Here is a 23957-nt window from a genome sequence, read left to right on the forward strand (position 1 = left end):
TCGACCTTCTCCTCACCCGTGACATAGGCTTACCTCCGGTAACCTTACTCCAGAGTAAGGACAATGCACCTACTCAGCCGTTGGACTCGTTGGGGAGACAGGACATGGCCGACCGCTATCTCAGCTTCACCGGCACCGCACCCGGCCGCTTCCTCACCCGGCGCCTCGGCCTGCCGCAGCCAGCGGAGCTGCGGCGCGACGCGCTCACCGGCGGCCTGCTGCACCTCACGGCCGGCAAGACGGACCTCGACCTCGCGTCCGTACTGGACCGCACGGGCCTCGCCCCGGACACGGACGGGCACCCGGCCGCCGTCGTCCTCGACGCCACCGGCGTCCGCGACGTCGACGCGCTCGCCGAGGTGCACGCCGCCCTGCACCCCGTCGTACGGTCCGTCGCCACCAGCGGCCGGGTCGTGGTGCTCGGCGCCCCGCTCAACCCCGCCGACCACCACCAGGCCTCCGTGCAGCAGGCGTTGGAGGGCTTCACCCGCTCGCTCGGCAAGGAGATCGGACGCGGCAGGACGGTCAACCTGGTCCGCCTCACCGACGCGCCCGCCGCCGAGTCCACCCTGCGCTTCCTCCTCTCCCCCGCCTCCGCCTACGTCAGCGGCCAGGTGATCGAGGTCGGCCCCGCGGCCGGCTCCCCCACCGCCGTACCCGACGACGCCGAACTGCCCCTCGCCGGGCGCACGGCGCTGGTCACCGGCGCCGCGCGCGGCATCGGCGCCGCCGTCGCCGGGACCCTGGCCGGGCGGGGCGCCCGGGTCGTCGTCCTCGACGTGCCGCAGGCCGGGCAGGAGGCGCGCCGGCTCGCCGAACGCCTCGGCGGCACCGCCCTCGCCCTCGACATCACGGCCGCCGACGCGGGCGAGCGCATCGCCGCCGCCGTGCCCGGCGGGCTGGACGTCCTGATCCACAACGCGGGCATCACCCGCGACCGGCGCCTGGCCAACATGCCCGCCGAACGCTGGAGTTCCGTCCTCGACGTCAACCTCGCGAGCGTCCTGCGCACCACGGACGCGCTGCTCGCGGCGGGGGCGGTCAACCGGGGCGGCCGGATCGTGGCGACGGCCTCGATCGCGGGACTCGCGGGCAACGCGGGGCAGACCAACTACGGCGCGAGCAAGGCGGGGATCGCCGGCCTGGTCCGCTCCCTCGCGCCGCGCGCGCTCGCCGGGCACGGGGTGACGGTGAACGCGGTGGCGCCGGGCTTCATCGAGACGAAGATGACGGCGGCGGTCCCGCTGTTCATCCGCGAGGCCGGCCGCCGCATGAACTCCCTGGGCCAGGGCGGCCTGCCGGTCGACGTCGCCGAGACCACCGCCTGGCTCGCGCACCCCGCCTCGGGCGCGGTCAACGGCCAGGTCGTACGGGTCTGCGGCCAGAGCCTGCTGGGGGCGTGATGACACACACGGCAGGCCCGCCCGCCCTCGCGCCGCTCCTCCTGCGCGGCGCCCTGCTCTCGCCCCTCAAACGCCCCCGCCCGGACGCGGACTTCCCCCGCACCCGGCTGGTACTGCCCGGCCTGCGGGTGGACCTCGCGCGGCTGGCGGCGTACGAGAGGGTGTGCGGCTTCCCGACCGGCGCGGACGCGCTGCCCGTGACGTACCCGCACGTACTGGGCTTTCCGTTGGCCATGCGCCTGATGAGCGGGCGGGACTTCCCGCTGCCGCTGCTCGGGCTCGTCCACACGTCGATCGGCATCACCCGGCGGGCCGCCATGCCCGCGACCGCCGAGTACGGACTCACCGTCCACGTCGAGGGCCTGGCCCCGCACCGGCGCGGCACCGAGGCCGCGGTGGTGACGGAGCTGCGGACCGACGGCGGGAGCGAGCCGGTGTGGGAGTCGCGCAGTACGTACCTGGCGCGGCACCGGGTGGACGGGAGCGCGGCGCCGCAGGACCTCGAACCGGCCACCACGAACCCGCAGGACCACGACCCGGCCACCCCGGGCACCGAGCCGCTGCCCGTCCGCGCCGAGTGGCGCCTCGCCGGTGACCTCGGGCGGCGTTACGGTGCCGCCTCCGGCGACCGCAACCCGATCCACCTGCACCCGCTCACCGCCCGCCTGTTCGGCTTCCCTCGGGCCATCGCGCACGGCATGTGGACCGTGGCCCGCTGCCTCGCCGAGCACGGCACGCCGGACGCGACCGTGGTGCGGGCCCGGTTCCGGGCGCCGGTGCTGCTGCCGGGGACGGTGGCGTACGGGGCCGGGGGCGGGCGGTTCGAGCTGCGCGGCGGGGACGGGCGGCGGCTGCACCTGTCCGGGGAGGCCAGGCCCTACCCGGCCTGAACCGGGACCGCCGGGGCTCCCGACTCGGGACCGGTCTCCGGATCGGTCTCCTCGGGCGGTACCCAGGGCCGGCCCGCCATCAGGTCGCCCAGCCCCGCCCAGGCGAAGTTCATCAGGGTCGCCGCCGCCTGCTTGGCGGTGACGCCCTCGGTGGCGCCGGCCCAGTCGGCGAGCGACTCGGCCGCGCCGACCAGCGCCTCGGCCAGTCCCGCGACCTCCCCCTCGGGCAGGTGCGGGCGGCCGTGCGCCTCCCGTGCGGCGGCCGCGATCAGCTGGGTCACGAAGGCGACGATGTCCTCGCGCATCGCCGCGACCTCGGCGGCGAACCGCTCGCCGTGGGTGCGGGCGTGGAGGTGCAGCACCCGCCAGGCGTCCGGGTTGCGCGCGGTGTGGGTGAAGAACGCCCGCAGCCCCGACCAGAGTTGTCCGTCGGCGGGCAGTCCCGGCCGTACACCGGCGCGCACGGCCTCGGTGAGGGCCCGGGCCTCGCGGCGGACGCAGGCGCTGAAGAGGTCGTCCTTCGAGTTCAGGTACAGGTACACCAGCGGCTTGGAGACACCGGCCAGTTCGGCGATCTCGTCCATCGACGCCGCCATGTACCCGCGTTGCCCGAAGATCCGCACGGCGGCGTCCAGCATCTGCTGCTCACGGACCGCCCGGGGCATCCGCTTGGTCTTCCCTGCACCCATACGCATCAGCGTACGGTCCGCGCGGCGGTGATCAGGCCGTCCGCGCTCCGGCGGCCTCCCAGGCCGCCTCGATCATCCGGAATATCTCGTCCACCGCCGCCCGGGGATCGTCCGCCTCACGGGCCAGCGCGTGGGCGTCGACGACGAACCTCGCGATCGCCCGGCAGGCCGTCGTGGTCCCCTGGAGGCCGAGATCGGCGGCGACGGCCGCCGCCAGGGACTCCGCGTGGCGCAGCCTCATCGACTCCTCGTACTGCCGCAGCGCGGGCGACGCGTCGATCATGCGCCAGACCGGGGCGGCCTCGGGCGCCGCGCAGTGCGCCACGAGAGCGTGCACCTCGCGGCGGAGCGCGGGCATGAGCGGCTCGTCCGGTGCCCGGCCGGTGACGGCCTCGGTGAGGCGCCGCTCGAAGTCCGGGTCCCGCTCGAACACCAGGGCCTCTTTGGCGGCGAAGTGGGAGAAGAGCGTGGTGACGGCCACGTCGGCCTCGGCGGCCACCTCCCGGATGCCCACCGCGTCGTAACCGCGCTCCAGGAAGAGCCGCAGGGCGGTGTCGGCGATCTTCTGCCGGGTCGCGGCCTTCTTGCGCTCACGGCGTCCGGTCGGCACGGTCATGCGCCAAAGCTACCAGGTGCGAAATCGCAACAGTTCCGAAACACTAACCGTTAGTGTTACGGTCGGCCGCATGAGGAAAGTGAGCTTCGCCGAGTTCGGCGGTCCGGAAGTCCTCGAACTCCTGGATGCCGAGGAGCCCCACGCGGGCCCCGGTCAGATACGCGTCGCCGTGCGGGCGGCGGGCGTGAATCCCGTCGACTGGAGGCTCCGCGAGGGCCAGGTCCTGGGGGCCCATCCGATCGAGCTGCCCGCCGGTGTCGGGCTGGACGCCGCCGGGGTGGTGGACGAGGTCGGCGAGGGCGTCGACGGTGTGGAGCCCGGTGATCCGGTGTTCGGCGAGGGCGTCGACACCTACGCCGAGTTCGCCGTGCTGTCGGCCTGGGCCCGGATGCCCGAGGGCCTGACGTTCGAGGAGGCGGCCGGGTACCCGTCCGTCGTGGAGACCGCGCTGCGCGTCATCCGCGAGGTGGGGGTGCGGCCCGGACAGACGCTGCTGGTCAGCGGCGCGTCCGGCGGAGTCGGATCGGCGGTGCTGCAGATCGCCCGCGACCGCGGCATCGCGGTGATCGGCACGGCCGGTGCCGCCAACCAGGACTACCTGCGGGAGCTGGGCGCCGTACCGACGACGTACGGCGAGGGATGGGTCGAGCGGGTGCGCGGGCTCGGCCACGTGGACGCGGCGCTCGATCTGGCCGGCTCCGGGGTGATCGGCGAGCTCGTCGAGCTGACCGGGGACCCGCGGCGGGTGGTCTCCATCGCCGACCTCGGCGCGCCGGAGTTCGGCGTCCGGTTCTCCGGTACGGCCGGGAGCGTGCCGGACGCGCTCGCCGAGGCGGTCGGCCTGATCGCGCGGGGCCGGCTCCACATCCCGGTCGAGAAGGCGTACCCGCTCGCCGATGCCGCGGCGGCGCACACCGACAGCCGGGCGGGGCACACGCGCGGGCGCCGGGTCCTGGTGGTCTGACGGCGGCCGTGGCGGCGCCGGGGACGGCGCGGTGGGCGGGGAAGCGAGAACGGGCCGGTCCCCCTTCCCGTGCGTATCGCGCGGGAAGGGGGACCGGCCCGTTCGCCTGCCGGAACGACGGTCAGGCAGCGGCCGGAACCGGCTCCGACACCTGCTTCTCCTGCTCCCGCTCCGGCTCGTCGATCGGCGAGCTGTGCGCCTCGTCGTACGCCTTGCGGTCGAGCAGTCCCTCGCGGGCCGAGACGATGACCGGGACGAGAGCCTGGCCGGCGACGTTCGTCGCCGTGCGCATCATGTCCAGGATCGGGTCGATGGCGAGGAGGAGGCCGACGCCCTCCATGGGCAGGCCCAGCGTGGACAGGGTCAGGGTCAGCATCACCGTGGCGCCGGTGAGGCCGGCCGTGGCGGCGGAGCCGACGACCGAGACGAAGGCGATCAGGAGGTAGTCGCCGACGCCGAGGTCGATGCCGAAGATCTGCGCGACGAAGATCGCGGCGATCGCCGGATAGACCGCGGCGCAGCCGTCCATCTTGGTCGTCGCGCCGAACGGCACGGCGAAGGACGCGTACTCCTTCGGGACGCCGAGACGCTCGGTGACCTTCTGGGTCAGCGGCATGGTGCCGACGGACGAGCGGGAGACGAAGGCGAGCTGGATCGCGGGCCAGGCGCCCTTGAAGAACTGCAGCGGGTTGAGCTTGGCGACGGTGGCGAGCAGCGCCGGGTAGACCACGAACAGCACGATGGCGCAGCCGACGTAGATGTCGGCGGTGAAGGTGGCGTACTTGCCGATGAGGTCCCAGCCGTAGGTGGCGATGGCCTTGCCGATGAGGCCGACCGTGCCGATCGGGGCGAGGCGGATGACCCACCACAGGGCCTTCTGGAGGAGTTCGAGGACGGACTCGCTCAGGTTGAGGATCGGCTGGGCCTTCTCGCCGAGCTGGAGGGCGGCGATGCCGGCGACGGCGGCCATGAAGACGATCTGCAGCACGTTCAGGTCGGTGAACGGCGTGATGACGTCGGTCGGCACGATGCCGGTCAGGAAGTCGATCCAGGACCCGGTGTTCTCGGGCTTGGCGCCGTCGGCCGGGGTGAGGCCGGTGCCGGCACCGGGGTTGGTGACCAGGCCGATGACGAGGCCGATGGCCACCGCGATCAGCGACGTGATCATGAACCAGAGGAGGGTGCGGGACGCCAGGCGGGCCGCGTTGTTGACCTTCCGCAGGTTGGTGATCGACACCAGGATCGCGAAGAAGACGAGGGGTGCGACGGCCAGCTTCAGCAGGCCGATGAAGAGGTCACCGACCTTCTCCAAGGTGGTGACGAGCCAGGATATGTCCTGGCTGCGGGCCAGCCAGCCCAGCAGGACACCGAGGACGAGACCGGCGAGTATCTGGGCCCAGAAGGGCACCTTGAAGGACTTCTTGGCCGGGGACCCGGCGGAAGGCTTCGCGGGCGACGAGTTCGCGGGCGAGGAAGAGGACACGGACAGACTCCGTTGGGGACGGGACGCGGGGGACGGACGCGCAGGGCTGACGTGGAGAACGACGGGATGAGGGGGAACGTCAGGGGCGACAGTTCGCGGACGCGCACCGACAGAGGTCCACGTGCAGGCGCGCCACGAGCGCGAGGCTCGGGGGTGTGTGGGGCGCGGCTGCGTGCTTCATGCACACGACTTTAACACCAGCGCTTTGGGACCCTCAAAGCCTAACTTTGAGAGGCTGGAGGCGACTCCTGCCCGTAAAACGCAGATCGCCCCGGTTTTCCGCAGAATGCGGCAACCGGGGCGTACGCGTGTGTGTGACGGACGTTACGAGGTCTGACCCTGCGCCCGTGCGGAGTCGTCGGCGACGTCCTCCTGGCCGCGGTTGGCCTCCAGGTTGGTCTTGAAGCGGTCCACCCGGTTCACGACCTGCACCGAGGCCCGGTCCCGCTCCTTGCGCAGCGCGACGTAGCTGATGGGGGCGGAGACCAGCAGGGCGAGCAGGATGATCCACATGCCGTTGGAGTCGCCGAGTCCGCGCGGGAACACGCCGACGTAGACGAGTCCCCAGACGGCCACGAGGCAGCCGACGAAGACCCCGAGGCGCATCAGCGTGTAGCGGAGCATCTCAATCCACTCTTCCGTTTCTGGCACAAAGAGGCACTGTCCAGTGAAGCATGCCGGGCCGCCGGTCCCGCACGGGGGTCGGCTCAGGCCAGCGGCAGCAGCATGAAGATGTCGTCGCGGTCGTCGCCGGGAGCGACCCGGATCGCGCCGGGCACCCGGCCGACCTCCTTGTAGCCGCAGGACTCGTAGAACCGCTCCAGGCCGAGGCCGCCCCGGCAGGTGAGCCGGATCGCCTCGACACCGTCGAGGGTGCGGGCCGCGTCCGCGGCGGCGGCCATCAGGTCCCGGCCGTAGCCCCGGCCCTGGTGGCGCGGGTGGACCATCACCGTGTAGAGCCACAGCCAGTGGGTCATCAGCCGGTGGGTGTTCAGGGTGAGGAACGCGGTGGCGGCCACCCGGCCGGTTTCGTCGTGTCCGACGAGGAGGCGGGTGCGGCCCTCGGCCATGGCGACCATGTGCTTGACCAGCTCGGGGCGGATGTGCTCCCGGGTCGTCGGCGGGACGAAGCCGACGGAGCCGCCCGCGTCGGTGACGTCGGTCCACAGGTCGAGTACGCCGTCGCGCAGGTCCGGGGTGAGGGCGGGATCGAGGGTGAAAGTAAGGGACACGATCCCATCGTAACCATTACGCGACGAGTGCCCGGGTCGCCACCTCCAGATCGGAGACCAGACCCCGGTAGGCCCCGTCCCGGTCCTCGGCCCGCAGCACCGCCGACGGGTGCACGGTCGGCACCAGCCGTTCCGTACGCCCGTGGATCTCCTCCTCCAGCACCGTGCCGCGCACCTGAGTGACCCGGAACGAGGAGCCGAGCAGCGCCTTGCCGGCCGTCGCGCCGAGCACCACGATCAGTTCGGGCTCCACCCGGTCCAGCTCGGCGGCCAGCCAGGGCCCGCAGGCGGTCATCTCACGCAGGGTGGGCGCCTTGTGGATGCGGCGCTTGCGGGGTTCGGCCCGCGTGAACTTGAAGTGCTTGACGGCGTTCGTGACGTAGGCGTCCGCCGGGTCGAGGCCGGCCTCCGCCAGCGCCCGGTCGAGGAGCCTGCCGGCGGGGCCGACGAAGGGTTCGCCCGCCCGGTCCTCCTGGTCGCCGGGCTGCTCACCGACGAGCATGAGGCGGGCGGTCGCCTTGCCGGCGCCGAAGACGGTCTGGGTGGCGTCCCTGTGCAGGGGACAGCCGCGGCAGTCGGCGGCCGCCCGGCGCAGGGCGGGGAGGCCGCCGCGCTTCGGAACGAAGGGTGCGGCGGTGTAGGCGTCCTCGGTACCGGCCATGCGGTCCGACTACCCGCCATGGGCATTCGGACCCGTGTCGGCTGCGGGTGAGTGGGGGCTGGTCGCGAACCGCCCCTTGGTCACACCCGCATCGGCTGCGGAGACTCCCGGCGCCCCGCGTCGGGACCGTCGTACTCCCGGAGGACCTCGTACCGCGTGTTCCGCTCCACCGGGCGGAACCCGGCGTCGCGGATCAGGTCGAGCAGGTCCTCGCGCGTCAGCTTGTTCGGCGTGCCGAAGTCGTCCGCGTCGTGCGTGATCTTGTACTCGACGACCGAGCCGTCCATGTCGTCGGCGCCGTGCTGCAGGGCCAGCTGCGCGGTCTGGACGCCGTGCATGACCCAGAAGACCTTGACGTGCGGGACGTTGTCGAAGAGCAGCCGCGACACCGCGAAGGTCTTCAGTGCCTCGGCGCCGGTCGCCATCTGCGTCCGCGCCTGGAGCCGGTTCCTGACCTTGCCGTCCTTCAGGTCCACGAAGTCGTGCTGGTAGCGCAGCGGGATGAAGACCTGGAAGCCGTTCGTCTCGTCCTGGAGCTCACGCAGGCGCAGTACGTGGTCCACGCGGTGGCGCGGCTCCTCGATGTGGCCGTAGAGCATGGTGCACGGGGTCTTCAGCCCCTTCTCGTGCGCCAGGCGGTGGATGCGCGACCAGTCCTCCCAGTGGGTGCGGTGGTCGACGATGTGCTCCCGCACCTCCCAGTCGAAGATCTCGGCGCCGCCGCCGGTCAGGGACTCCAGACCGGCGTCGATCAGCTCGTCGAGGATGTCGGAGGCGGACATCCCGGAGATCGTCTCGAAGTGGTGGATCTCGGTGGCGGTGAACGCCTTGAGCGACACGTCGGGCAGCGCGGCCTTCAGTTCCCTGAGCGAGCGCGGGTAGTAGCGCCACGGCAGGTTCGGGTGCAGGCCGTTGACGATGTGCAGCTCGGTGAGGTTCTCGCCCTCCATCTCCTTGGCGAGCTTCACCGCCTCCTCGATGCGCATCGTGTACGCGTCCTTCTCCCCCGGCTTGCGCTGGAAGGAGCAGTACGCGCAGGACGCGGTGCACACGTTGGTCATGTTGAGGTGACGGTTGACGTTGAAGTGGACGACGTCGCCGTTCTTGCGCGTCCGCACCTCGTGCGCGAGGCCACCGAGCCAGGCCAGGTCGTCCGACTCGTACAGCGCGATGCCGTCCTCGCGGGTCAGCCGCTCCCCGGAGCGGACCTTCTGCTCCAGCTCCCGCTTGAGCCCGGCGTCCATGCGATACCTCTTTCTGAGACAGACTCCGTAAACCGTACGCCCCGCTCGCTACACCTCTTCGGGCAGCTCGCCCACGCGGTTCTCCCACTTCGTGGAGAGCACGATGGTGGTACGGGTCCGGGAGACGCCCTTCGTCCCCGACAGGCGCCGGATGATGCTCTCCAGGCCGTCCACGTCGGCCGCGCGCACCTTGAGCATGTAGGAGTCGTCGCCGGCGATGAACCAGCAGTCCTCGATCTCCCGCAGCTCCCGCAGCCGCTGCGCCACGTCCTCGTGGTCGGCCGCGTCGGAGAGCGAGACGCCGATGAGGGCGGTGACGCCGAGGCCGAGCGAGGCGGCGTCCACGGTGGCCCGGTAACCGGTGATGACGCCGGCCGCCTCCAGCCGGTTGATGCGGTCGGTGACGCTGGGTCCCGACAGTCCGACGAGGCGCCCCAGCTCCGCGTACGAGGCCCGGCCGTTCTCCCTCAGGGCCTGGATGAGCTGCCTGTCCACCGCGTCCATGCGATCGAAGCCTTCCACTGAAGAGTTCTGAAGATGTGGGTAACAAACGTGTGGGGGGAGGTGGTGCTCAGGTGGTGGGGCGGGCCCCTCCGAGGTCGCCGCTCCAGCGGCGGTAGAGGCCGTGCCCGACGCCCGCCGCGTCGAGGACGCGTCCGGCGACGAAGTCGACCAGGTCCTGGATGTGCGTCGCCCCCGCGTAGAAGGCCGGCGAGGCGGGCACCACGGTCGCGCCCGCGTCGTCCAGTGTCACCAGGTGCCTGAGGGTCCGGCCGTCCAGCGGGGTCTCCCGGACGGCCACGACCAGCTTGCGGCGCTCCTTCAGGGTCACGCTCGCCGACCGCTGCAACAGGTCCTTCGACAGCCCGAGGGCGACACCCGCCACACAGGCCGTCGACGCGGGCACGATCAGCATGCCCTTGACGGGGTACGACCCGGAGGACGGCCCGGCCGCGAGGTCACCCGCGCTCCAGTGCCGCACCCGGTCGCCGAAGACGTCCACGTCGAACGTGTCCGGCTTGCCGTCGGCCCCGCGCGCGAGCCAGGTGTGCAGGTCGTCGCGCCAGTGGGCGTCACGGAAGGAGATGCCGGTCTCGTCGAGCAGGGTGAGCCGCGAGGCCCGGCTGACCACCAGGTCGACGCTCTCGCCGGCGGCGAGCAGCGCGCGCAGCACGGCGGCGGCGTATGGAGTGCCGGAAGCTCCGGAGACCCCCACGATCCAAGGCGTACGCTGCGCTTCTCCTGGGTTCACATCTTGAGCCTACCGGCGCGCACGGCAGACCTCAGGACCGGTCCACCCCCACGGGAGGCGAGGCCGAGTTGTGACCTGCGCCACTCTCAGGTCTATGCCAGACCACGTCGATTAGCCACCTGTCTTTTGGGTAGAAGCCAGTCGACGGCGTCTACCGGCATGCGGCCGAATGGCCCCTAGCGGAGTGCAAGCGGCCGAACGAGGCCTCTAGGATGGGCAGGTTTCGGCACGCCAAGTGTCGGGTGCCGCCGTCACCTAGTCGAAGGAGCGCCATGCCCACGGCCGTCGACCCCAGCCTCAATCGCCGCAAGTTGCGTCTGGCCCTCAAAGCAGCCCGTGACAAGAGGGGGCTCACCCAGCGGGACGCGGCGGAAGCTCTGGAATGGTCGCTGTCAAAAGTGATCCGCATCGAGGCCGGAACCGTCAGCCTGTCCGTCACCGACCTGCGGGCCATGCTCCACGAGTACGGCGTCGAGGACGCGGATGTCGTCGCCGAGCTGGAAGAGGCGGCTCGGGGCAGCAAGGGACAGTCGTGGTGGACGCCGTACAACGACGTCATCTCCCCGCCGTTCAGCCAGTACCTGGGCTATGAGAGCGCCGCGAGCGACATCCGCGGCTACCACCCGAGCCTGGTCCCGGGTCACCTGCAGACCGCGGACTACATCGACGCCCTCTTCGCGGTCGGCCGGCCCACACCCGACGCCCAGCAGCGCGTCGATCTCCGTCTGGCCCGGCAGGAGCGGGTGCTCCAGGACGACGGCCCCGCGGTGGAGATGATCCTGGACGAGGCGGCGCTGCGCCGCCAGGTGGGCGGGCCCGCCGTCATGCGCCGCCAGCTCGCCTTCCTCAAGGAACTGGTCGTCCAGCAGAAGGCCAACCTGCGGGTGCTGCCCCTCACCGCGGGAGCCCACGACAGCCTGGACAGCAGTTTCTTCCTCCTCGGCTTCCGGGACGACGAGGACGTGCTGTACGTGGCCGGACCGGGCGGCGTGTCCACGATCCGGGACGACCGGGAGGCGGTCGCCCGCTACCAGGAGTGCTTCGAGGACCTGCGGAACAAGGCCCTTTCCGAGGAGGACACCGTGACGCTGCTCGACGGTCTCGTCGTCGGATACCACACCGACTGAGACCCGATCAGCGTGCCACCGGGGCCGGGGGGAGGGAAACCATGACAACGGACAAGGGCCGCGGCAAACGCCGCGAGCAGGGGTCGAACCCCCCAGCGGCCGACGCGGACGCCGCACGTCCCGCCACCGTCCCCGGGCCCCGGCAACGGCCGGCGAGCTCCGCACTCGTCGAACTGGTGCTCAGCAGCCGAGAGGCCTGCGGGCGTTTACTCCGGTGGAAGACGACGGAGGCCGACACCCGCATCCGGCGCCGCCGGGCCCATGTGAACGACGTACTGCGCGTCGCCCGCAACCTGGCGGCGCTGGTGGTCTTCTTCTCCGGCATATCGGTCCTGGTGGCCTACGCCGGAATACGGATGGGGGTGCCACCGGAGATCTGCTGGGTCGGTTCCGTCACCGGAGGTCCGATGCTCGTCAGAACGTTCATCAAGCTCTTCGAGACGCTGCGTTCCGCGCTGCCGGCCGCACCAGAAGATCCACCGTCCAGTGACGCGCTGTAGCCGGGGACTTCGCCCACCACCAGCCCGCGGCGGCGGCCACCGCTGCCAGTACCGTCACCCAGAGGACCGCCCGTGCCCACGTACTCGCACCCAGCAGGGAGACTCCCGCTCCGGCGCCGGACGCGATCACACCGGTCACCAGGCAGTAACTCACGATGCCGGTGTCCCTGCCCGTCGAACCCGCCCGCTGTTCGCTGCTCATAGCCCGTCCCGTTGTGAGGTCCGAGTCAATCATCGCTGCCCGTGCGGCTCCGGACCGACAACCACGCGAGCGCGGCCGTCCACACACCGGGCGCGAAGCTCAGCACCGAGGTGTCCGGAGACTTTGAGTCCCTTATGCGTATCTCGTCCGGAAGGGCGGCTACCTCGCAACAGTTATTGTCCGTGTCGGCACCGCTGTAGCTGCTCTTCCGCCAGACAACCGCGCCCTGTTCCTCGGCCAAAGCCGCCCCCTCTGCGTCGCTCCGGGCTGCCGCGTCCCATCGGCGACCTGCCCTTCGCCGGACCTGCGCCGCCTGACAGCCCCCGTCCCCGTGAACGCCAGGCGCGACCGAAGAACGCCGCACGTCAACGAAGACCTACCCGCCTCCGAACCCCTTCAACAGTCGTTCCTCGGCCATGGACGGGGCGCACCGCGGCGCACGGGAGCACTCAGACCGTCAGTCCCCGCACCAGCAGATCCAGCAGCGCGCACACGAACAGCGCGATGCCGATGAAGCCGTTGACGCTGAAGAACGCCCGGTTGAGGCGGGACAGGTCGGTGGGGCGGACGATGGTGTGCTCGTAGAGGAACGCGCCCGCGACGATCAGCAGGCCGAGCCAGAAGAAGGCACCCGCGTCGGTGGCGACGGCGTACCAGGCGAACAGGGCCGTGGTGATCGTGTGGCAGGCGCGGGCGCCCCAGATGGCGGCGGGGATGCCGAAGCGGGCCGGGACCGACTTCACGCCGACCTGCCGGTCGGTCTCGACGTCCTGGCAGGCGTAGATCAGGTCGAAGCCGCCGATCCAGATGCCGACCGCGAGGCCGAGGATCACGGCGTCCCAGGACCACTCACCGCTGATCGCCAGCCAGCCGCCGATCGGGCCCATGGCCTGCGCGAGACCGAGGATGGCCTGCGGGAAGTTCGTGAACCGCTTGCCGTACGGGTAGACCACCATCGGGATCACCGCGACGGGGGCCAGGGCGAGGCAGAGCGGGTTGAGCAGGGCCGCCGCACCCAGGAAGACGACCAGGGCGATCAGCGCGCCGGTCCAGGCGTGCTTGACCGACATGGCGCCGGTGACCAGTTCGCGGTGGGCGGTGCGCGGGTTGCGGGCGTCGATCTCGCGGTCGATGATCCGGTTGACCGCCATCGCGAAGGTGCGCAGGCCCACCATGGCGACGGTGACCAGGAGCAGCCGGCCCCAGTGGATGTTCTCGTCCCACATGTACATCGCGGTCAGCGCGGCGATGTACGCGAAGGGCAGGGCGAAGACCGAGTGCTCGATCATCACCAGGCGCAGGAACGCCTTGGTGCGCCCCGGCTGCTGCGGCAGCGCGGCGGAAGCCGACGTCACAGTCCGTACTCCTTCCAGCGGCGGTCGACCTTCGCCGCCGTCTCCGGGTCGGACAGCACCATGTCCGGCCACCCCCCGTCCCGCGTGTACCCCTCCTCGGGCAGCTTCTTCGTGGCGTCGATGCCCGCCTTGCCGCCCCAGAACTGCTGGTAGGAGGCGTGGTCGAGGTGGTCGACCGGGCCTTCGACGACGGTGAGGTCACGGGCGTAGTCGGTGTTGCCGAGCGCCCGCCAGGCGACCTCGTGCAGGTCGTGGACGTCGCAGTCGGAGTCGACGACCACGATCAGCTTGGTCAGGGACATCATGTGGGCGCCCCAGATGGCGTGCATGACCTTCTGGGCGTGCTTGGGGTACTTCTTGTCGATCGAGACGATCGCGCAGTTGTGGAAGCCGCCGGCCTCGGGCAGGTGGTAGTCCACGATGTCCGGGACGATGATCTTCAGCAGGGGCAGGAAGAACCGCTCCGTGGCCCGGCCGAGCGGGCCGTCCTCCGTCGGGGGCCGCCCGACCACGATCGACTGGAGCAGCGGACGCTTCCGCATCGTCACGCAGTCGATCTTCAGCGCGGGGAAGGGCTCCTGCGGGGTGTAGAAGCCGGTGTGGTCGCCGAAAGGGCCCTCGGGGAGCATCTCGCCGGGCTCCAGCCAGCCCTCGATGACGACCTCGGCCTGCGCCGGGACCTGGAGGGGGACGGTCTTGCAGTCGACCATCTCGATCCGCTTGCCCTGGAGGAACCCGGCGAACAGGTACTCGTCGATGTCGCCGGGGAGCGGGGCGGTGGAGGCGTACGTCACGGCGGGCGGGCAGCCGAAGGCGATGGCGACCGGCAGCCGCTCGCCCCTCCGGGCCGCGACCTGGTAGTGGTTGCGGCTGTCCTTGTGGATCTGCCAGTGCATGCCGATGGTGCGCTTGTCGTGGCGCTGGAGCCGGTACAGGCCCAGGTTGCGGATGCCCGTCTCCGGGTCCTTGGTGTGGGTGAGCCCGAGGTTGAAGAAGGAGCCGCCGTCGTCGGGCCAGGTGAAGAGTGCGGGGAGCCGGTCGAGGTCCACGTCGTCGCCGCGCAGGACGACCTCCTGCACCGGCGCGCTGTCGCCCTTGACCTTCTTCGGCGGGACGTGCGTCATCGAGCCGAGCTTCCCGAAGGCCTCGCGCATGCCGACGAAGCCCTGCGGCAGTTCGGGCTTCAGCAGCCCGCCGATCTTGTCGGAGATGTCGGAGTACGACTTCAGGCCGAGGGCCTTGAGCAGGCGCCGGTCGGTGCCGAAGACGTTCATCGCGAGGGGCGTGTCGGAGCCCTTCACGTTCTCGAAGAGCAGGGCGGGGCCGCCGGCCTTGTTCACCCGGTCGACGATCTCCCCGACCTCCAGGTACGGGTCCACCTCGGCCTTGATGCGCTTGAGGTCGCCCTCGCGCTCCAGAGCCCTGAGCAGGGAGCGAAGATCGTCGTAAGCCATGCGGTCCAGTATCCCCGAGCGGCTACCCTGGGCCTGTACCGACCCTGTACCCCATCGCTTTCGCTGGAGAGGCTCCATGCTTCGGGTGCTGATGTTCCTGATCCCACTGGCGTTGAGCGTCTACGCGTTCATCGACTGCATCAGCACGAAGGACGGCGACATCCGGCACATGCCCAAGCCGCTGTGGGCGATCCTCGTGCTGCTCTTCCCGCTGGTCGGATCGATCTCCTGGCTCATCGCGGGCAAGAAGCGGCAGTCGGCCGGCTCGTCGCCGTGGGGCGGCGGCGGACGCCGCCAGTGGGTGGCGCCGGACGACAACCCCGACTTCCTGAAGTCCCTGGACAAGGACGACGAGAAGGACGAAGACCCCCGGGCCGACTGAACGCCGTCCGGGCGGACGGCGCGCTCTATGCGCCGAGGGCGTTCAGGAAGTTCCGGACGGCCTCGACGACGGGCGCCCCCACGTCCCCCACCAGCACCGCGATCCCCGTCACCGCCGCGAGCACGCTCCGCAGACGCGTGGGGTCGCTGCCGTCGGCCGCCTCCAGCTCCGGCAGGCACTGGTCGACAACCTGGCGGTCGGTGTCCGAGAGGTGCGTGCGCAGGTCCTGGACGGCCTCGATCATCCGGGCGCGGGCGACTGCGGGGTCCGCGGGTCCGTAGTTGTGGACGATGCCCGTGTTGTTGTTGCCGTACTGGCTCACCCGGTCACCGAAGTGCATGTCCCCGCTCATCGCCTCACCCCTGTGTTGCCGTTGCCGATCTGCTGGATCCTGTCGCCGACGTGGAAGTTCTCCACCGAGACCTGGAACTCCGCGCCGGGGTCGTCGATCGCGTCCATGATCTTGACGACGAGGTTGTCGACGACCGCGCGGTCCTCGCTCGCCACCAGGGTGGCCGGGTTTCCGGACGTCTCGATCACCAACGCGTACAGCAGCTTGCGGGTCAGGATCTCGTACAGGGCGAAGGCCAGGAGCAGGTAGAAGATGATTCCGCAGATGCGCACCGCGTAGCCGAGGAAGGTGACGAGGCCCCACGAGGGCAGTGCGTCGAGGATCGCGATGAGGATGATGCCGAACAGGGTCATCCCCACGCCACCGGCGAGGAACTTCAGCGTTTCGCCGGTTCGTCGGGTCGGTATCTCGACGGTCTTCGCCCGAGCGATGTTCTGCAGCGGGTAGGCGTCGTCGCGCAGCCACAGCACGCGACGGCTGACACGCACGTCGACGGTTTCTCTTCCTGGCACCAAGCCCCCAGCCCCCGTTTTTACCACTCCTTGACACACTAGGGTGACCAAATCCCCACAGCAACAAGGAGATCCGGCCATCTACGGCTCGAAAGTGCCGGAGAACGGCCGGCCACGCCCGGATATCAGGAGCGGGCCCAGCGCTGCGCGGCGGAGCCGTCGCACCTCTGCATCATGATCATGCTGCTCGCCGTGGCCTCTGCCAGACACTTGCCGTCCTTGGGGGCGACGATGGTGCCGCCCGAGCCGAGGCGCCATTCCTGACCGCTCTGATTGCTGCAGGGCTGGCTGTGGATCGCGCCGTAGCTGCTCAGGCATTTGCCGCTCGCCTTGTGGACGAGCCGGTACGTGCCGGAGGAGGCGGCCTGGATGTTCCAGGCGGCCGCCTCGGTGGCGCAGGAGCCGGGGCGGACGCCGCCATAGCTGGAGGCGGTGGCGCAGTGTCCGGTGGAGCCGTTGCGCAGGACGGTGCCGCCCGCCGACGGGGCGTCGGGCTCGGGGTCCCCGCCGCTGCCGCTGCCACCGCTACTGCTGCCGCCACTGCCCGACCCGGCTCCGGTCCCTGAACCGCTGTCCTCCTTGCCGTCCGCGCCGGCCGTGCCGTCCCCACCGTCCGGGTCCGTGCCCGCGCCGGGCGCCCCGGACTCCTTCGCCGGCTCCTCGCCCTCGGGCTCCGGCTTCTTCGAGGAGGACGCGCTGTCGGAGGGCGCCGGCTTCGTGGATCGGTCCGGCTTCCCCGAGGGGGTCACCGGGGCAGCGACCGTGACGGACGCCGAGGGGGCGGGACCCGCCGCGCCGTCGGAGTCGGTGACGTGAGGCAGCAGTTGGAAGGCCAGCGTGCCGCCCGTCACGACGACCACGATCGGGACGAAGACGGGCAGGATCCGGCGCCGGCGCTCTTTGCGGGGCCCCGCGGGCCGACGCGTCACCTCCGGCTCGTTCTCCGGCTTTTCCGTCGGCTTGTGCTCCGGCTCCGGTCCCGCTGTGGGGAGTTCGTCCGGGTCCGGGGTGCGTGCGGCGAAGGCGGCGCGTGCGGAGAGCGGTTCGCTGATGGCCCCGGGCCACGACGGCGCGGCCGACAGGCCGCGTCCCGAGGCCAGCTCTGCCAGCTCGGCGGCGGTCGGCCGGCCCTCGTGGTCCTTGTCGAGGCAGGACGCGACCACGTCGGCCAGCTCGGCGTCCAGGTCCCGCAGCGGCTGGAGGTCGGGCTCCTCGTGCACGATGCGGTACAGCACGGCGTGCCCGGACTCGTCGCCGAAGGGAGGGCGGCCGGACGCCGCGTACGCGATCACCGAGCCCAGCGCGAAGACATCGACGACGCCGCTGGACGCCCGCTTCCCGGAGGCCTGCTCGGGCGACATGTAGGCGGGCGTGCCCACCACCATGCCGGTCCTGGTCAGCTGGCTCTGCTCGGCGGCGCGGGCGACGCCGAAGTCGATGAGGGTGAGGCCGTCCAGGGTCAGCATGACGTTGGACGGTTTGAGGTCGCGGTGGACCATGTCCAGGGCGTGCACCGCCGCCAGTGCGGTGGCGGCCTCGCGCAGGATCAGCCACAGCGCCTCGGCGGGCAGCGGCCCGTGCAGGTCGACGGCCTCGCGCAGGGTGATGCCGGGCACGTAGGCGGTGGCGAACCACGGCGGCCGGGCGTCCCGGTCACCCGCGAGCAGCGGCGCGGTGGCCCCGTCGGGCAGCCGGGAGAGGTTGTCCAGCTCGTGTCCGAAGCGGCGCAGGAAGTCCGCGTCCTCGCCGGCGACCGAGGGCAGCACCTGCTTGACGGCCGCGTACCGGCCCTCGTGGACGCCGAGGTAGACGCGGCCCATGCCGCCGGCCCCGAGCCGGCCCAGCAGCGGGATCGGTCCGATCCGGCGCGGGTCGTCGTCCTCCAACGGCTCGGCACCACTGCCCGTGAGGCCGGATACGGCTTCCTCACTCAACTTTCTCCCCGTTTCGCCTGATGCCGTGAGCGCCCGTGGGACCGTCGGTCACAGCACTCACGGGAAGCTACATCTTTAGCATGGCGCCCCCAAGTGCAGTGCCGTATACGTCTGATGAGTCGGCGTCACCTCGTTCCTTGGTGACCGCACGCCAGGGACGATGCAGTGTCACCGACCGGCCGCCTCCCGCCTTTCCGGCGCGGTGGCGGCGGCTCACAGCCAGGTCGTGGCGAGCGGGACGGTGGCCGCGGCAACGGTGAGGAGGGTGAGGTTGAGGGCGATCCGCCGGTCCCCCAGGCGCAGGTGCACGCCGGTCGCGCCGATCTGCAGGACCACGAACCCGACGGCCGCGGCCGGGGCCAGCCCGGGCGCGACACCGGTCAGCGGCGGGAGGACCAGCCCGGCGGCGCCCAGCACCTCGACCACCCCGACGGCGCGGACGGCGGGCATCGGCATGCTGTCCACCCAGGCCATCATCGGCCGCAGCCGCTCACGGCTGCGGACCGCCTTCAGTACACCGCCGTAGAGGTAGAAGGCGGCGAGGAGAGCGGCGACGATCCAGTAGGCGACAGTCACGACCGCGCCCTCCCCGCGAAGTCGGTGGCGGGTTCGGTCGCGTAACGGCGCATGGTGCGGACGCTGTCCTGCGGGGTCGGCGCCCGGCCGTCCGCGTACTGGTCCCCCAGGTCGCGGAAGTACCGCACGTACAGGTCCGGGGTGAAGGTGCTGAGCAGGACGGCCGGTTCACCGGTCACGTTGGCGAAGGTGTGCGGGGCGCCGGGCGGGACGAGCACGAACGTGCCCGCCGTCGCGTCGTGGTCCGTGTCCCCGATGGTGAACCGGACCGTGCCGGATACGACGTAGAAGCCCTCGTCGTGCTCGGCGTGGCGGTGCTGCGGCGGTCCCGGGGTGTGCGGGGCGAGGACGGACTCGGCCACCCCGAGGCGGTGCCCGGTGTTGCGGCCGTCCTCCAGTACGCGCATCCGCGTGCCGCCCAGGAGGATCACCTCCCCGTCCCCCGGCCCGACCACCGACACGGCGGGATCACCGGTCGTGGTCATGGCCGTGGCCGTGGCCGTCTCACTGGTTCGCGCTTCTTGGTCGGTCATGCTCCGATTGCACCGCCGGGGCGGCACGACCGTCCAAGACCTCTTCCACGAAGGCGATACCGCACGGGTATCGTCGCTGCATGGAGCTACGTACGCTGCGCTACTTCGTGGCGGTCGCCGAGGAACTCCACTTCGGCCGGGCGGCCGCCCGGCTCCACATGAGCCAGCCCCCGCTGAGCCGGGCGATCAGACGGCTGGAGACGGAGGTCGGCGCTCCGCTGTTCGACCGGAACCCGGCCGGGGTCACGCTCACCGAGGTCGGCACAGTCTTCCTCGACGAGGCGCGCGACCTGCTCGACCGGAGTGACCGGATGCGGGTACGGGTGGCCGCCGCAGCCGGCACCGCGACGCTCACCGTCGGCATCCTCGGCGACAGCACCGACCCGGACGTCCTCCGGCTGGCCGCCGCCTACCGTCGACGCCACCCCCAGGTCGAGGTCACCGTCCGCGAGACCGACCTGACCGACCCCACCTGCGGACTGCCCGCCGGGCTGGTGGACGTGGCCCTGACCCGCGCGCCGTTCGACACCACCGGCCTGACCGTGCGCGAGTTGCGCGCCGATCCGGTGGGGGCACTGCTGCGCGCCGACGATCCACTGGCCCGCCACGACGGCCTGACGCCGGCCGACCTGGCCGACCGCCGCTGGTTCCGGTTCCCGGAGGGCACCGACCCGCTCTGGAGCGCCTACTGGAGCGCCGGGCGGCTCCGTGAGGGCCCGGTGGTCCGCACCGTGCAGGAGTGCCGGCAGGCCGTGCTCTGGAACGGCACGGTCGGCATGACCCTCGTCGGTCACGAGCCCACGGAGGGGCTGACCGTGGTCCCGCTGACCGGCATGCCGGCGAGCCGTGCGGTGGTGGCCTGGCCCGACGGCGACCCGAACCCGCTGGTCCGCGCGTTCGTCCGGAGCGCCGTCGCGGCGTTTTGGGGACCGGGCGGGTCTTAGGACCTGCCCGTGCGCCTGCCCGCACCGGAGACCTGCGCCGCCGGGGCGGGGACGTCGTCGGAGACAGCGAGGCCGCGCTGCTCCAGGACCAGCAGAACGTCCTGGGCGCCCTGTTGGACGCGGCCTTGCTCGCGGCCTTCGTCCCGGATCTCCTCGGAGATGTACGACTTGTAGAAGGAGGGGTCCACGGCCACCAAGTGCCATCAGTACGGGGCCGTCGGCCTCCGGCGCTGCTTCGCCGATCACGCGGTGCTGGAGCGCCGACTCCGAGCGCGGACCGCGCATAGGCTGCGGGCCGATGAACACCGACGACCGTCGCCGCCGTCTGCGCACCGTCGACCTGGCCCGCACGGCCGGGCTGTCGACGCAGCAGATCCGCAACTACGAGGACGCCGGCGTCCTGCCGCCGGCCGGGCGGACCGAGTCCGGGTACCGGGTCTTCGGCGAACGGCACCGGCAGGCGCTGCTGACGTACCGGGGGCTGCGGGAGGGGTACGGACCGGTGACGGCGACGCGGGTCATGCGGACCGTGCACGAGGGGGACGTCCCCGGCGCGCTGGCCCTCGTGGACGCCGCGCACGCCGCCCTGCACGAGGAGCGGGTCTCGCTGCGGGCCGCGCGGGAGGCGCTGGAGGTGCTGGCCGGGCGAAGGACGGAAGCGGTGGCGGGCACCGGCGGTCTGCGCATCGGCGAGGTGGCCGCGCTGGTCGGCGTACGGACGTCCGCGCTGCGGGTGTGGGAGACGGCGGGGCTGCTCGCGCCCGCGCGGGAGCGGGACACGAAGTACCGCGTGTACGGGCCCGCCGACGTGCGCGACGCGCGGGTGGTGCACACGCTGCGCCGCAGCCACTACCTGTTCGACCAGATCCGGCCCGTCCTGGACGGCCTGCGCCGGGAGGGCGGCGGCGAGGCGCTGCGGACGGCGATCGCCGCACGGGAGCAGGCGCTGACGGCCCGTACGCGGGCCACCCTGGAGGGTGCGGGCCGGCTGCACACATATCTGACTTGCACGGAGGACACCCTGCGTGGTTAATGGGTCACTCACTGACGGCCCATCAGCCGACGGAGGGTCAGGAGAGCGATGGAGAGCACCCCGCACCAGGAATACCAGCCACCGGGCCAAGGATTCCAGCCACCCGGCCAGAGAACCCAGCCACCGGGTCAGCCGGCCCAGCCACCGGGTCAGTACGACATCCCGCCACCGCCCGCCGTGCCACCGCGGTCCGTACGGGCCATCGACCTGCGGGTCGGCAAGCGGCTGCTGTGGGTCGGGGCGGCGGCGTACCCCCTCCAGAACATCACCCGGGTCTACACCTTCACCATGACGCCCCGGCGCAAGGAAGCCACGCTGCTGTTCCTGAAGCGCACGGCGCTGATCCTGTCGGTGGCCTTCGGACTGACGATCGTCGCCGGGCTGGCGGCGTTCGCGGACACGTCGACGGCGGGCGGCATCCTCACCTTCGTCTGGCTGGGGGCCATCGCGGCGCTGGTGTTCAGCATCGTGGAGCTGTTCTCCGTACTGACGGCACCGGCCCAGTACGTCCTGGCGATGGAGACGTCCGGACCGTCCATCGCGATGGTGACCAGCGCCGACCCGCACCAACTCGACCGGCTCGTCGCGCCCATCGTGCAGGCCATCGAGAACCCCGAGGCGGAGTTTCAGGTCAAGGTGGAGCAGCTCCTGGTCAACCCCAGGAACTACTACTTCGGCGACAACGTCAACATGTACGGCGGATCGGGCAACGTAGGGGTGGGGAACTCATGAGCGGCGACAACTACTACTTCGGCGACAGCGTCTCGATGCACGGCGGTCTCGGCAACACCGGCATCGTCAAGAACCACGCGGCTCCCGCCGGGACCGAGGCGTCGCCCGCCCTGGAGGCGGCGATCCAGCAGCTCGTGGAGCTGGTGCGGGAGCTGCGCGCCCAGGTGCCGCCGGCCAGCGCGCAGTCCATCGACGACTGCCTGCCGGACCTCACCGCGCCCACCGGTGTCGAGCCGCAGCAGCGGCACCGCGCGCTGATGGCGGTCGCGGGGATCGCCGCCACGGTGGGAGCGGTCGGCCAGCCCGTCGTCGAGGCCGTGAACAGCGTCCTCGCGCTGCTCGGCGGCTGACCGCGCGGCCCCCGTACCGCCGTTCGAGGGGCCATCCGTTCCGTTGAACCCTGCCGACACACCATGTGCGCGGTCGCGGGCACGGCATTCCCTTGGTCGGGTCTGTTACATCTGCGAACGGAGACCCCTCGTGCGACTGACCGACATCCACCGCTGCGAGATCCGGCCCGGGCGCCTCGTCGAGTGGACGCTCAGTCCGGCGACCGTCGAGGTCGCGGCGGGGCTGCCCGAGGACACGCGGCCACCGGCGTACATCCAGGAGTCACACATCCGGACGGCCCGGTCGGTGCGCGACGACGGTCTGTTCGTGCCGACCTGGCTGGGCGCGGCCTTCGACATCCCGGGACCGGTCGACCTCGACGTGCTCCAGGAGGCGCTGCGCGCCTGGACCCTGCGGCACGAGACGCTGCGCAGCGGCTTCCGGTGGGGCGACGCCCCCGGCGCCCCCATGCGGCGGTTCACCCTCGACGCGGACGCCGTGTCCCTGCACCGCGAGGACGTCGGCGACTTCCCGGACGCGACGGAACTCTCCCGCCACCTCCAGGACCGCTTCGACCGGGTCGCGGACGCGCTGCGCTGGCCCAACCTCATCTACACGGCGGTCGTCCGCGACGACGGCGTCAGCGTCTACATGGCCTTCGACCACAGCAACGTCGACGCCTACTCCATCTACCGCATCCCCGCCGAGGTCGAGGAGCTGTACGCGGCCGGTGTCGCGGGCCGGACGGTGCCCCGGCCCCGGGTGGGCAGCTACGTCGACTTCTGCGAGGCCGAGCGGGCGGACGCGGACCGGATCGACGGCGGCCACGACACCGTCGCCCGCTGGCGGGAGTTCATCCGGCGCTGCGACGGACGGCTGCCCTCCTTCCCCGTCGACCTCGGGCTGGAGCCGGGCGGCCCGCTGCCCGAGCAGAAGCTGGTGCGCGAGCCGCTGGTGGGCGCGGCCGACGCCGCCGCCTTCGAGGCGTACTGCCGTCCCTACGGCGGCAGCCTGGTCGGTGTCCTGGCCGCCACCGCGCTGGCCGTCCACGAGATCGGCGGCGAGCCCGTCTACCGCACCGTCGTGCCGTTCCACACCAGGTCGCGGTCCCAGTGGTCGGAGTCGGTGGGCTGGTACGTGGGCGGCGCGCCGATCGAGGTCCCGGTGGCGGGGGCCGGCGACTTCACGGGCGCCCTGCGCACCGTGCGCGCCCAGCTCCAGGCCAACCGGCGGATGTCCCGCATGCCCATCGACCGGGTGCTGCGCCTGCTCGGCACGGACTTCAAGCCGACCTCGCCCGACCTGTACTCGATCGTGTCGTACGTCGACGCCCGCGACGTCCCCGGTTCCGGCAACTGGCCGGACCGCACGGCGTACGCGCTGCTGCGGGTCTCGTACGGCGACCAGGTGTGCGCCTGGGTCACCCGGCTCCCCGAGGGCCTGTGGTTCGCCGCCCGCTACCCGGACACCGACGTGGCGCACAAGAACCTGCGGCTGTACGTGGAGCGGCTGCGGGACATCGTCGCGGGTGTCGCCCGCCGGCACCCCTAGGGGAAC

General features: G+C 71.5%; 30 protein-coding genes. 11 read left to right on the forward strand and 19 right to left on the reverse strand.

Annotated elements, in window-relative coordinates; all coding sequences use genetic code 11:
• Positions 1-104 precede the first annotated feature (104 nt).
• Both AMK11_RS10320 and AMK11_RS10325 read left to right on the forward strand, forming a co-directional pair.
• The gene (locus AMK11_RS10320) at positions 105-1403 is read left to right on the forward strand and encodes a 3-oxoacyl-ACP reductase (protein WP_073725410.1); all 1299 of its coding nucleotides are present in this window, start codon (positions 105-107) and stop codon (positions 1401-1403) included.
• Complete coding sequence (locus tag AMK11_RS10325; protein ID WP_073725745.1) at positions 1403-2293, forward strand: MaoC/PaaZ C-terminal domain-containing protein; 891 nt, start codon at positions 1403-1405, stop codon at positions 2291-2293. The genes AMK11_RS10320 and AMK11_RS10325 overlap by 1 nt, the downstream gene beginning before the upstream one ends.
• Here AMK11_RS10325 and AMK11_RS10330 read toward each other — a convergent pair.
• Both AMK11_RS10330 and AMK11_RS10335 read right to left on the reverse strand, forming a co-directional pair.
• On the reverse strand, positions 2281-2982 hold the full coding sequence (locus tag AMK11_RS10330; protein ID WP_073725412.1) for a TetR/AcrR family transcriptional regulator: 702 nt from the start codon (positions 2980-2982) through the stop codon (positions 2281-2283). The genes AMK11_RS10325 and AMK11_RS10330 overlap by 13 nt on opposite strands.
• Before the next feature lie 31 nt (positions 2983-3013).
• Complete coding sequence (locus AMK11_RS10335) at positions 3014-3598, reverse strand: TetR/AcrR family transcriptional regulator (protein WP_073725414.1); 585 nt, start codon at positions 3596-3598, stop codon at positions 3014-3016.
• Between the two features lie 70 nt (positions 3599-3668).
• Between AMK11_RS10335 and AMK11_RS10340 the strand changes: the two genes are divergently transcribed.
• Entirely contained in the window at positions 3669-4562 is an 894-nt protein-coding gene (locus AMK11_RS10340; protein WP_073725416.1) for an NADP-dependent oxidoreductase, read from the forward strand.
• A gap of 121 nt (positions 4563-4683) precedes the next feature.
• Here AMK11_RS10340 and AMK11_RS10345 read toward each other — a convergent pair whose 3' ends face one another.
• The 8 genes from AMK11_RS10345 to AMK11_RS10375 all read right to left on the reverse strand — a co-directional run bounded on the left by AMK11_RS10345 (position 4684) and on the right by AMK11_RS10375 (position 10434).
• Positions 4684-5970 carry a dicarboxylate/amino acid:cation symporter gene (locus AMK11_RS10345; protein ID WP_107429670.1) on the reverse strand — a complete coding sequence of 429 codons (1287 nt, stop codon included), beginning with the start codon at positions 5968-5970 and terminating at the stop codon, positions 4684-4686.
• A 154-nt stretch (positions 5971-6124) separates the two neighbouring features.
• A complete protein-coding gene (locus AMK11_RS39105) occupies positions 6125-6226 on the reverse strand; it encodes a putative leader peptide (RefSeq protein ID WP_328287003.1) in 102 nt (33 codons plus the stop codon).
• Between the two features lie 143 nt (positions 6227-6369).
• Entirely contained in the window at positions 6370-6669 is a 300-nt protein-coding gene (locus AMK11_RS10350) for a DUF4229 domain-containing protein (RefSeq protein ID WP_073725420.1), read from the reverse strand.
• Positions 6670-6752: 83 nt separating this feature from the next.
• Entirely contained in the window at positions 6753-7277 is a 525-nt protein-coding gene (locus tag AMK11_RS10355) for a GNAT family N-acetyltransferase (RefSeq protein WP_073725422.1), read from the reverse strand.
• Positions 7278-7293: 16 nt separating this feature from the next.
• Complete coding sequence (locus AMK11_RS10360; protein WP_073725424.1) at positions 7294-7938, reverse strand: UdgX family uracil-DNA binding protein; 645 nt, start codon at positions 7936-7938, stop codon at positions 7294-7296.
• An 80-nt stretch (positions 7939-8018) separates the two neighbouring features.
• Positions 8019-9182 carry an aminofutalosine synthase MqnE gene (gene mqnE / locus AMK11_RS10365; protein ID WP_073725426.1) on the reverse strand — a complete coding sequence of 388 codons (1164 nt, stop codon included), beginning with the start codon at positions 9180-9182 and terminating at the stop codon, positions 8019-8021.
• A gap of 48 nt (positions 9183-9230) precedes the next feature.
• Positions 9231-9686 (reverse strand): Lrp/AsnC family transcriptional regulator, encoded by a 456-nt coding sequence (locus AMK11_RS10370; protein ID WP_073725428.1) that lies wholly within the window; start codon positions 9684-9686, stop codon positions 9231-9233.
• A 67-nt stretch (positions 9687-9753) separates the two neighbouring features.
• The gene (locus AMK11_RS10375; RefSeq protein WP_073725430.1) at positions 9754-10434 is read right to left on the reverse strand and encodes a UbiX family flavin prenyltransferase; all 681 of its coding nucleotides are present in this window, start codon (positions 10432-10434) and stop codon (positions 9754-9756) included.
• Between the two features lie 272 nt (positions 10435-10706).
• Here AMK11_RS10375 and AMK11_RS10380 point away from each other — a divergent pair, with 272 nt between their 5' ends.
• Positions 10707-11561, forward strand: coding sequence for a helix-turn-helix domain-containing protein (locus AMK11_RS10380; protein WP_073725432.1), 855 nt, complete (start codon positions 10707-10709; stop codon positions 11559-11561).
• Between the two features lie 41 nt (positions 11562-11602).
• Positions 11603-12061: a hypothetical protein gene (locus AMK11_RS37775; RefSeq protein WP_143194569.1), complete on the forward strand. Its 459-nt coding sequence runs from the start codon at positions 11603-11605 to the stop codon at positions 12059-12061.
• A 227-nt stretch (positions 12062-12288) separates the two neighbouring features.
• Here AMK11_RS37775 and AMK11_RS38435 read toward each other — a convergent pair whose 3' ends face one another.
• From AMK11_RS38435 to AMK11_RS10400, 3 genes are all read right to left on the reverse strand, one after another.
• Positions 12289-12627: a DUF397 domain-containing protein gene (locus AMK11_RS38435; protein ID WP_241846931.1), complete on the reverse strand. Its 339-nt coding sequence runs from the start codon at positions 12625-12627 to the stop codon at positions 12289-12291.
• An 85-nt stretch (positions 12628-12712) separates the two neighbouring features.
• Complete coding sequence (gene mqnP / locus AMK11_RS10395) at positions 12713-13618, reverse strand: menaquinone biosynthesis prenyltransferase MqnP (protein ID WP_073725438.1); 906 nt, start codon at positions 13616-13618, stop codon at positions 12713-12715.
• Positions 13615-15072 (reverse strand): menaquinone biosynthesis decarboxylase, encoded by a 1458-nt coding sequence (locus AMK11_RS10400; RefSeq protein ID WP_073725440.1) that lies wholly within the window; start codon positions 15070-15072, stop codon positions 13615-13617. Before AMK11_RS10400 ends, mqnP begins: the two co-directional genes overlap by 4 nt.
• 76 nt (positions 15073-15148) lie before the next feature.
• Between AMK11_RS10400 and AMK11_RS10405 the strand changes: the two genes are divergently transcribed.
• Positions 15149-15454 (forward strand): PLD nuclease N-terminal domain-containing protein, encoded by a 306-nt coding sequence (locus AMK11_RS10405; protein WP_073725442.1) that lies wholly within the window; start codon positions 15149-15151, stop codon positions 15452-15454.
• Between the two features lie 25 nt (positions 15455-15479).
• Here AMK11_RS10405 and AMK11_RS10410 read toward each other — a convergent pair whose 3' ends face one another.
• The 5 genes from AMK11_RS10410 to AMK11_RS10430 all read right to left on the reverse strand — a co-directional run bounded on the left by AMK11_RS10410 (position 15480) and on the right by AMK11_RS10430 (position 19361).
• The gene (locus AMK11_RS10410) at positions 15480-15806 is read right to left on the reverse strand and encodes a hypothetical protein (RefSeq protein WP_073725444.1); all 327 of its coding nucleotides are present in this window, start codon (positions 15804-15806) and stop codon (positions 15480-15482) included.
• Positions 15803-16294: a DUF6232 family protein gene (locus AMK11_RS10415; RefSeq protein ID WP_143194570.1), complete on the reverse strand. Its 492-nt coding sequence runs from the start codon at positions 16292-16294 to the stop codon at positions 15803-15805. The genes AMK11_RS10410 and AMK11_RS10415 overlap by 4 nt, the downstream gene beginning before the upstream one ends.
• A 149-nt stretch (positions 16295-16443) precedes the next feature.
• Positions 16444-18252 (reverse strand): serine/threonine-protein kinase, encoded by a 1809-nt coding sequence (locus tag AMK11_RS10420; RefSeq protein WP_073725448.1) that lies wholly within the window; start codon positions 18250-18252, stop codon positions 16444-16446.
• Positions 18253-18465: 213 nt separating this feature from the next.
• Positions 18466-18828 (reverse strand): DoxX family protein, encoded by a 363-nt coding sequence (locus AMK11_RS10425; protein ID WP_073725450.1) that lies wholly within the window; start codon positions 18826-18828, stop codon positions 18466-18468.
• Positions 18825-19361, reverse strand: a complete 537-nt coding sequence (locus tag AMK11_RS10430; RefSeq protein WP_079187338.1) for a cupin domain-containing protein — start codon at positions 19359-19361, stop codon at positions 18825-18827. Before AMK11_RS10430 ends, AMK11_RS10425 begins: the two co-directional genes overlap by 4 nt.
• An 80-nt stretch (positions 19362-19441) precedes the next feature.
• Between AMK11_RS10430 and AMK11_RS10435 the strand changes: the two genes are divergently transcribed.
• Entirely contained in the window at positions 19442-20305 is an 864-nt protein-coding gene (locus AMK11_RS10435) for a LysR family transcriptional regulator (protein ID WP_073725454.1), read from the forward strand.
• On the opposite strand, the gene AMK11_RS10440 is transcribed toward AMK11_RS10435, so the two are convergent.
• The gene (locus tag AMK11_RS10440; RefSeq protein ID WP_073725456.1) at positions 20302-20499 is read right to left on the reverse strand and encodes a hypothetical protein; all 198 of its coding nucleotides are present in this window, start codon (positions 20497-20499) and stop codon (positions 20302-20304) included. The two genes, AMK11_RS10435 and AMK11_RS10440, sit on opposite strands and share 4 nt — an antisense overlap.
• Before the next feature lie 104 nt (positions 20500-20603).
• On the opposite strand from AMK11_RS10440, the gene AMK11_RS10445 reads away from it, so the two are divergent.
• From AMK11_RS10445 to AMK11_RS10460, 4 genes are all read left to right on the forward strand, one after another.
• Positions 20604-21338, forward strand: a complete 735-nt coding sequence (locus AMK11_RS10445; RefSeq protein WP_073725458.1) for a MerR family transcriptional regulator — start codon at positions 20604-20606, stop codon at positions 21336-21338.
• A 177-nt stretch (positions 21339-21515) separates the two neighbouring features.
• Positions 21516-22070, forward strand: coding sequence for a DUF6232 family protein (locus AMK11_RS10450; RefSeq protein ID WP_241846932.1), 555 nt, complete (start codon positions 21516-21518; stop codon positions 22068-22070).
• Complete coding sequence (locus AMK11_RS10455; protein WP_073725460.1) at positions 22067-22420, forward strand: hypothetical protein; 354 nt, start codon at positions 22067-22069, stop codon at positions 22418-22420. The genes AMK11_RS10450 and AMK11_RS10455 overlap by 4 nt, the downstream gene beginning before the upstream one ends.
• A gap of 130 nt (positions 22421-22550) precedes the next feature.
• Positions 22551-23951 (forward strand): condensation domain-containing protein, encoded by a 1401-nt coding sequence (locus AMK11_RS10460; RefSeq protein ID WP_073725462.1) that lies wholly within the window; start codon positions 22551-22553, stop codon positions 23949-23951.
• Positions 23952-23957: the final 6 nt, after the last annotated feature.

Origin of the sequence: Streptomyces sp. CB02414 (genome assembly GCF_001905385.1) — a bacterium.
Lineage (GTDB): Bacteria > Actinomycetota > Actinomycetes > Streptomycetales > Streptomycetaceae > Streptomyces.

Bases quoted from the DNA above. Each gene is read 5' to 3' on its own strand.
- AMK11_RS10400 (WP_073725440.1), bottom strand. From the start codon at position 15,072: ATGGCTTACGACGATCTTCGCTCCCTGCTCAGGGCTCTGGAGCGCGAG.
- mqnE (WP_073725426.1), bottom strand. From the start codon at position 9,182: ATGGACGCCGGGCTCAAGCGGGAGCTGGAGCAGAAGGTCCGCTCCGGG.
- AMK11_RS10330 (WP_073725412.1), bottom strand. From the start codon at position 2,982: ATGGGTGCAGGGAAGACCAAGCGGATGCCCCGGGCGGTCCGTGAGCAG.
- AMK11_RS10430 (WP_079187338.1), bottom strand. From the start codon at position 19,361: ATGACCGACCAAGAAGCGCGAACCAGTGAGACGGCCACGGCCACGGCC.
- AMK11_RS10445 (WP_073725458.1), top strand. From the start codon at position 20,604: ATGAACACCGACGACCGTCGCCGCCGTCTGCGCACCGTCGACCTGGCC.
- AMK11_RS10350 (WP_073725420.1), bottom strand. From the start codon at position 6,669: ATGCTCCGCTACACGCTGATGCGCCTCGGGGTCTTCGTCGGCTGCCTC.
- AMK11_RS10360 (WP_073725424.1), bottom strand. From the start codon at position 7,938: ATGGCCGGTACCGAGGACGCCTACACCGCCGCACCCTTCGTTCCGAAG.
- AMK11_RS10320 (WP_073725410.1), top strand. From the start codon at position 105: ATGGCCGACCGCTATCTCAGCTTCACCGGCACCGCACCCGGCCGCTTC.
- AMK11_RS10405 (WP_073725442.1), top strand. From the start codon at position 15,149: ATGCTTCGGGTGCTGATGTTCCTGATCCCACTGGCGTTGAGCGTCTAC.
- AMK11_RS10380 (WP_073725432.1), top strand. From the start codon at position 10,707: ATGCCCACGGCCGTCGACCCCAGCCTCAATCGCCGCAAGTTGCGTCTG.
- AMK11_RS39105 (WP_328287003.1), bottom strand. From the start codon at position 6,226: ATGAAGCACGCAGCCGCGCCCCACACACCCCCGAGCCTCGCGCTCGTG.
- AMK11_RS10370 (WP_073725428.1), bottom strand. From the start codon at position 9,686: ATGGACGCGGTGGACAGGCAGCTCATCCAGGCCCTGAGGGAGAACGGC.
- AMK11_RS10410 (WP_073725444.1), bottom strand. From the start codon at position 15,806: ATGAGCGGGGACATGCACTTCGGTGACCGGGTGAGCCAGTACGGCAAC.
- AMK11_RS10325 (WP_073725745.1), top strand. From the start codon at position 1,403: ATGACACACACGGCAGGCCCGCCCGCCCTCGCGCCGCTCCTCCTGCGC.
- AMK11_RS10435 (WP_073725454.1), top strand. From the start codon at position 19,442: ATGGAGCTACGTACGCTGCGCTACTTCGTGGCGGTCGCCGAGGAACTC.
- AMK11_RS10335 (WP_073725414.1), bottom strand. From the start codon at position 3,598: ATGACCGTGCCGACCGGACGCCGTGAGCGCAAGAAGGCCGCGACCCGG.
- AMK11_RS37775 (WP_143194569.1), top strand. From the start codon at position 11,603: ATGACAACGGACAAGGGCCGCGGCAAACGCCGCGAGCAGGGGTCGAAC.
- AMK11_RS10340 (WP_073725416.1), top strand. From the start codon at position 3,669: ATGAGGAAAGTGAGCTTCGCCGAGTTCGGCGGTCCGGAAGTCCTCGAA.
- AMK11_RS10455 (WP_073725460.1), top strand. From the start codon at position 22,067: ATGAGCGGCGACAACTACTACTTCGGCGACAGCGTCTCGATGCACGGC.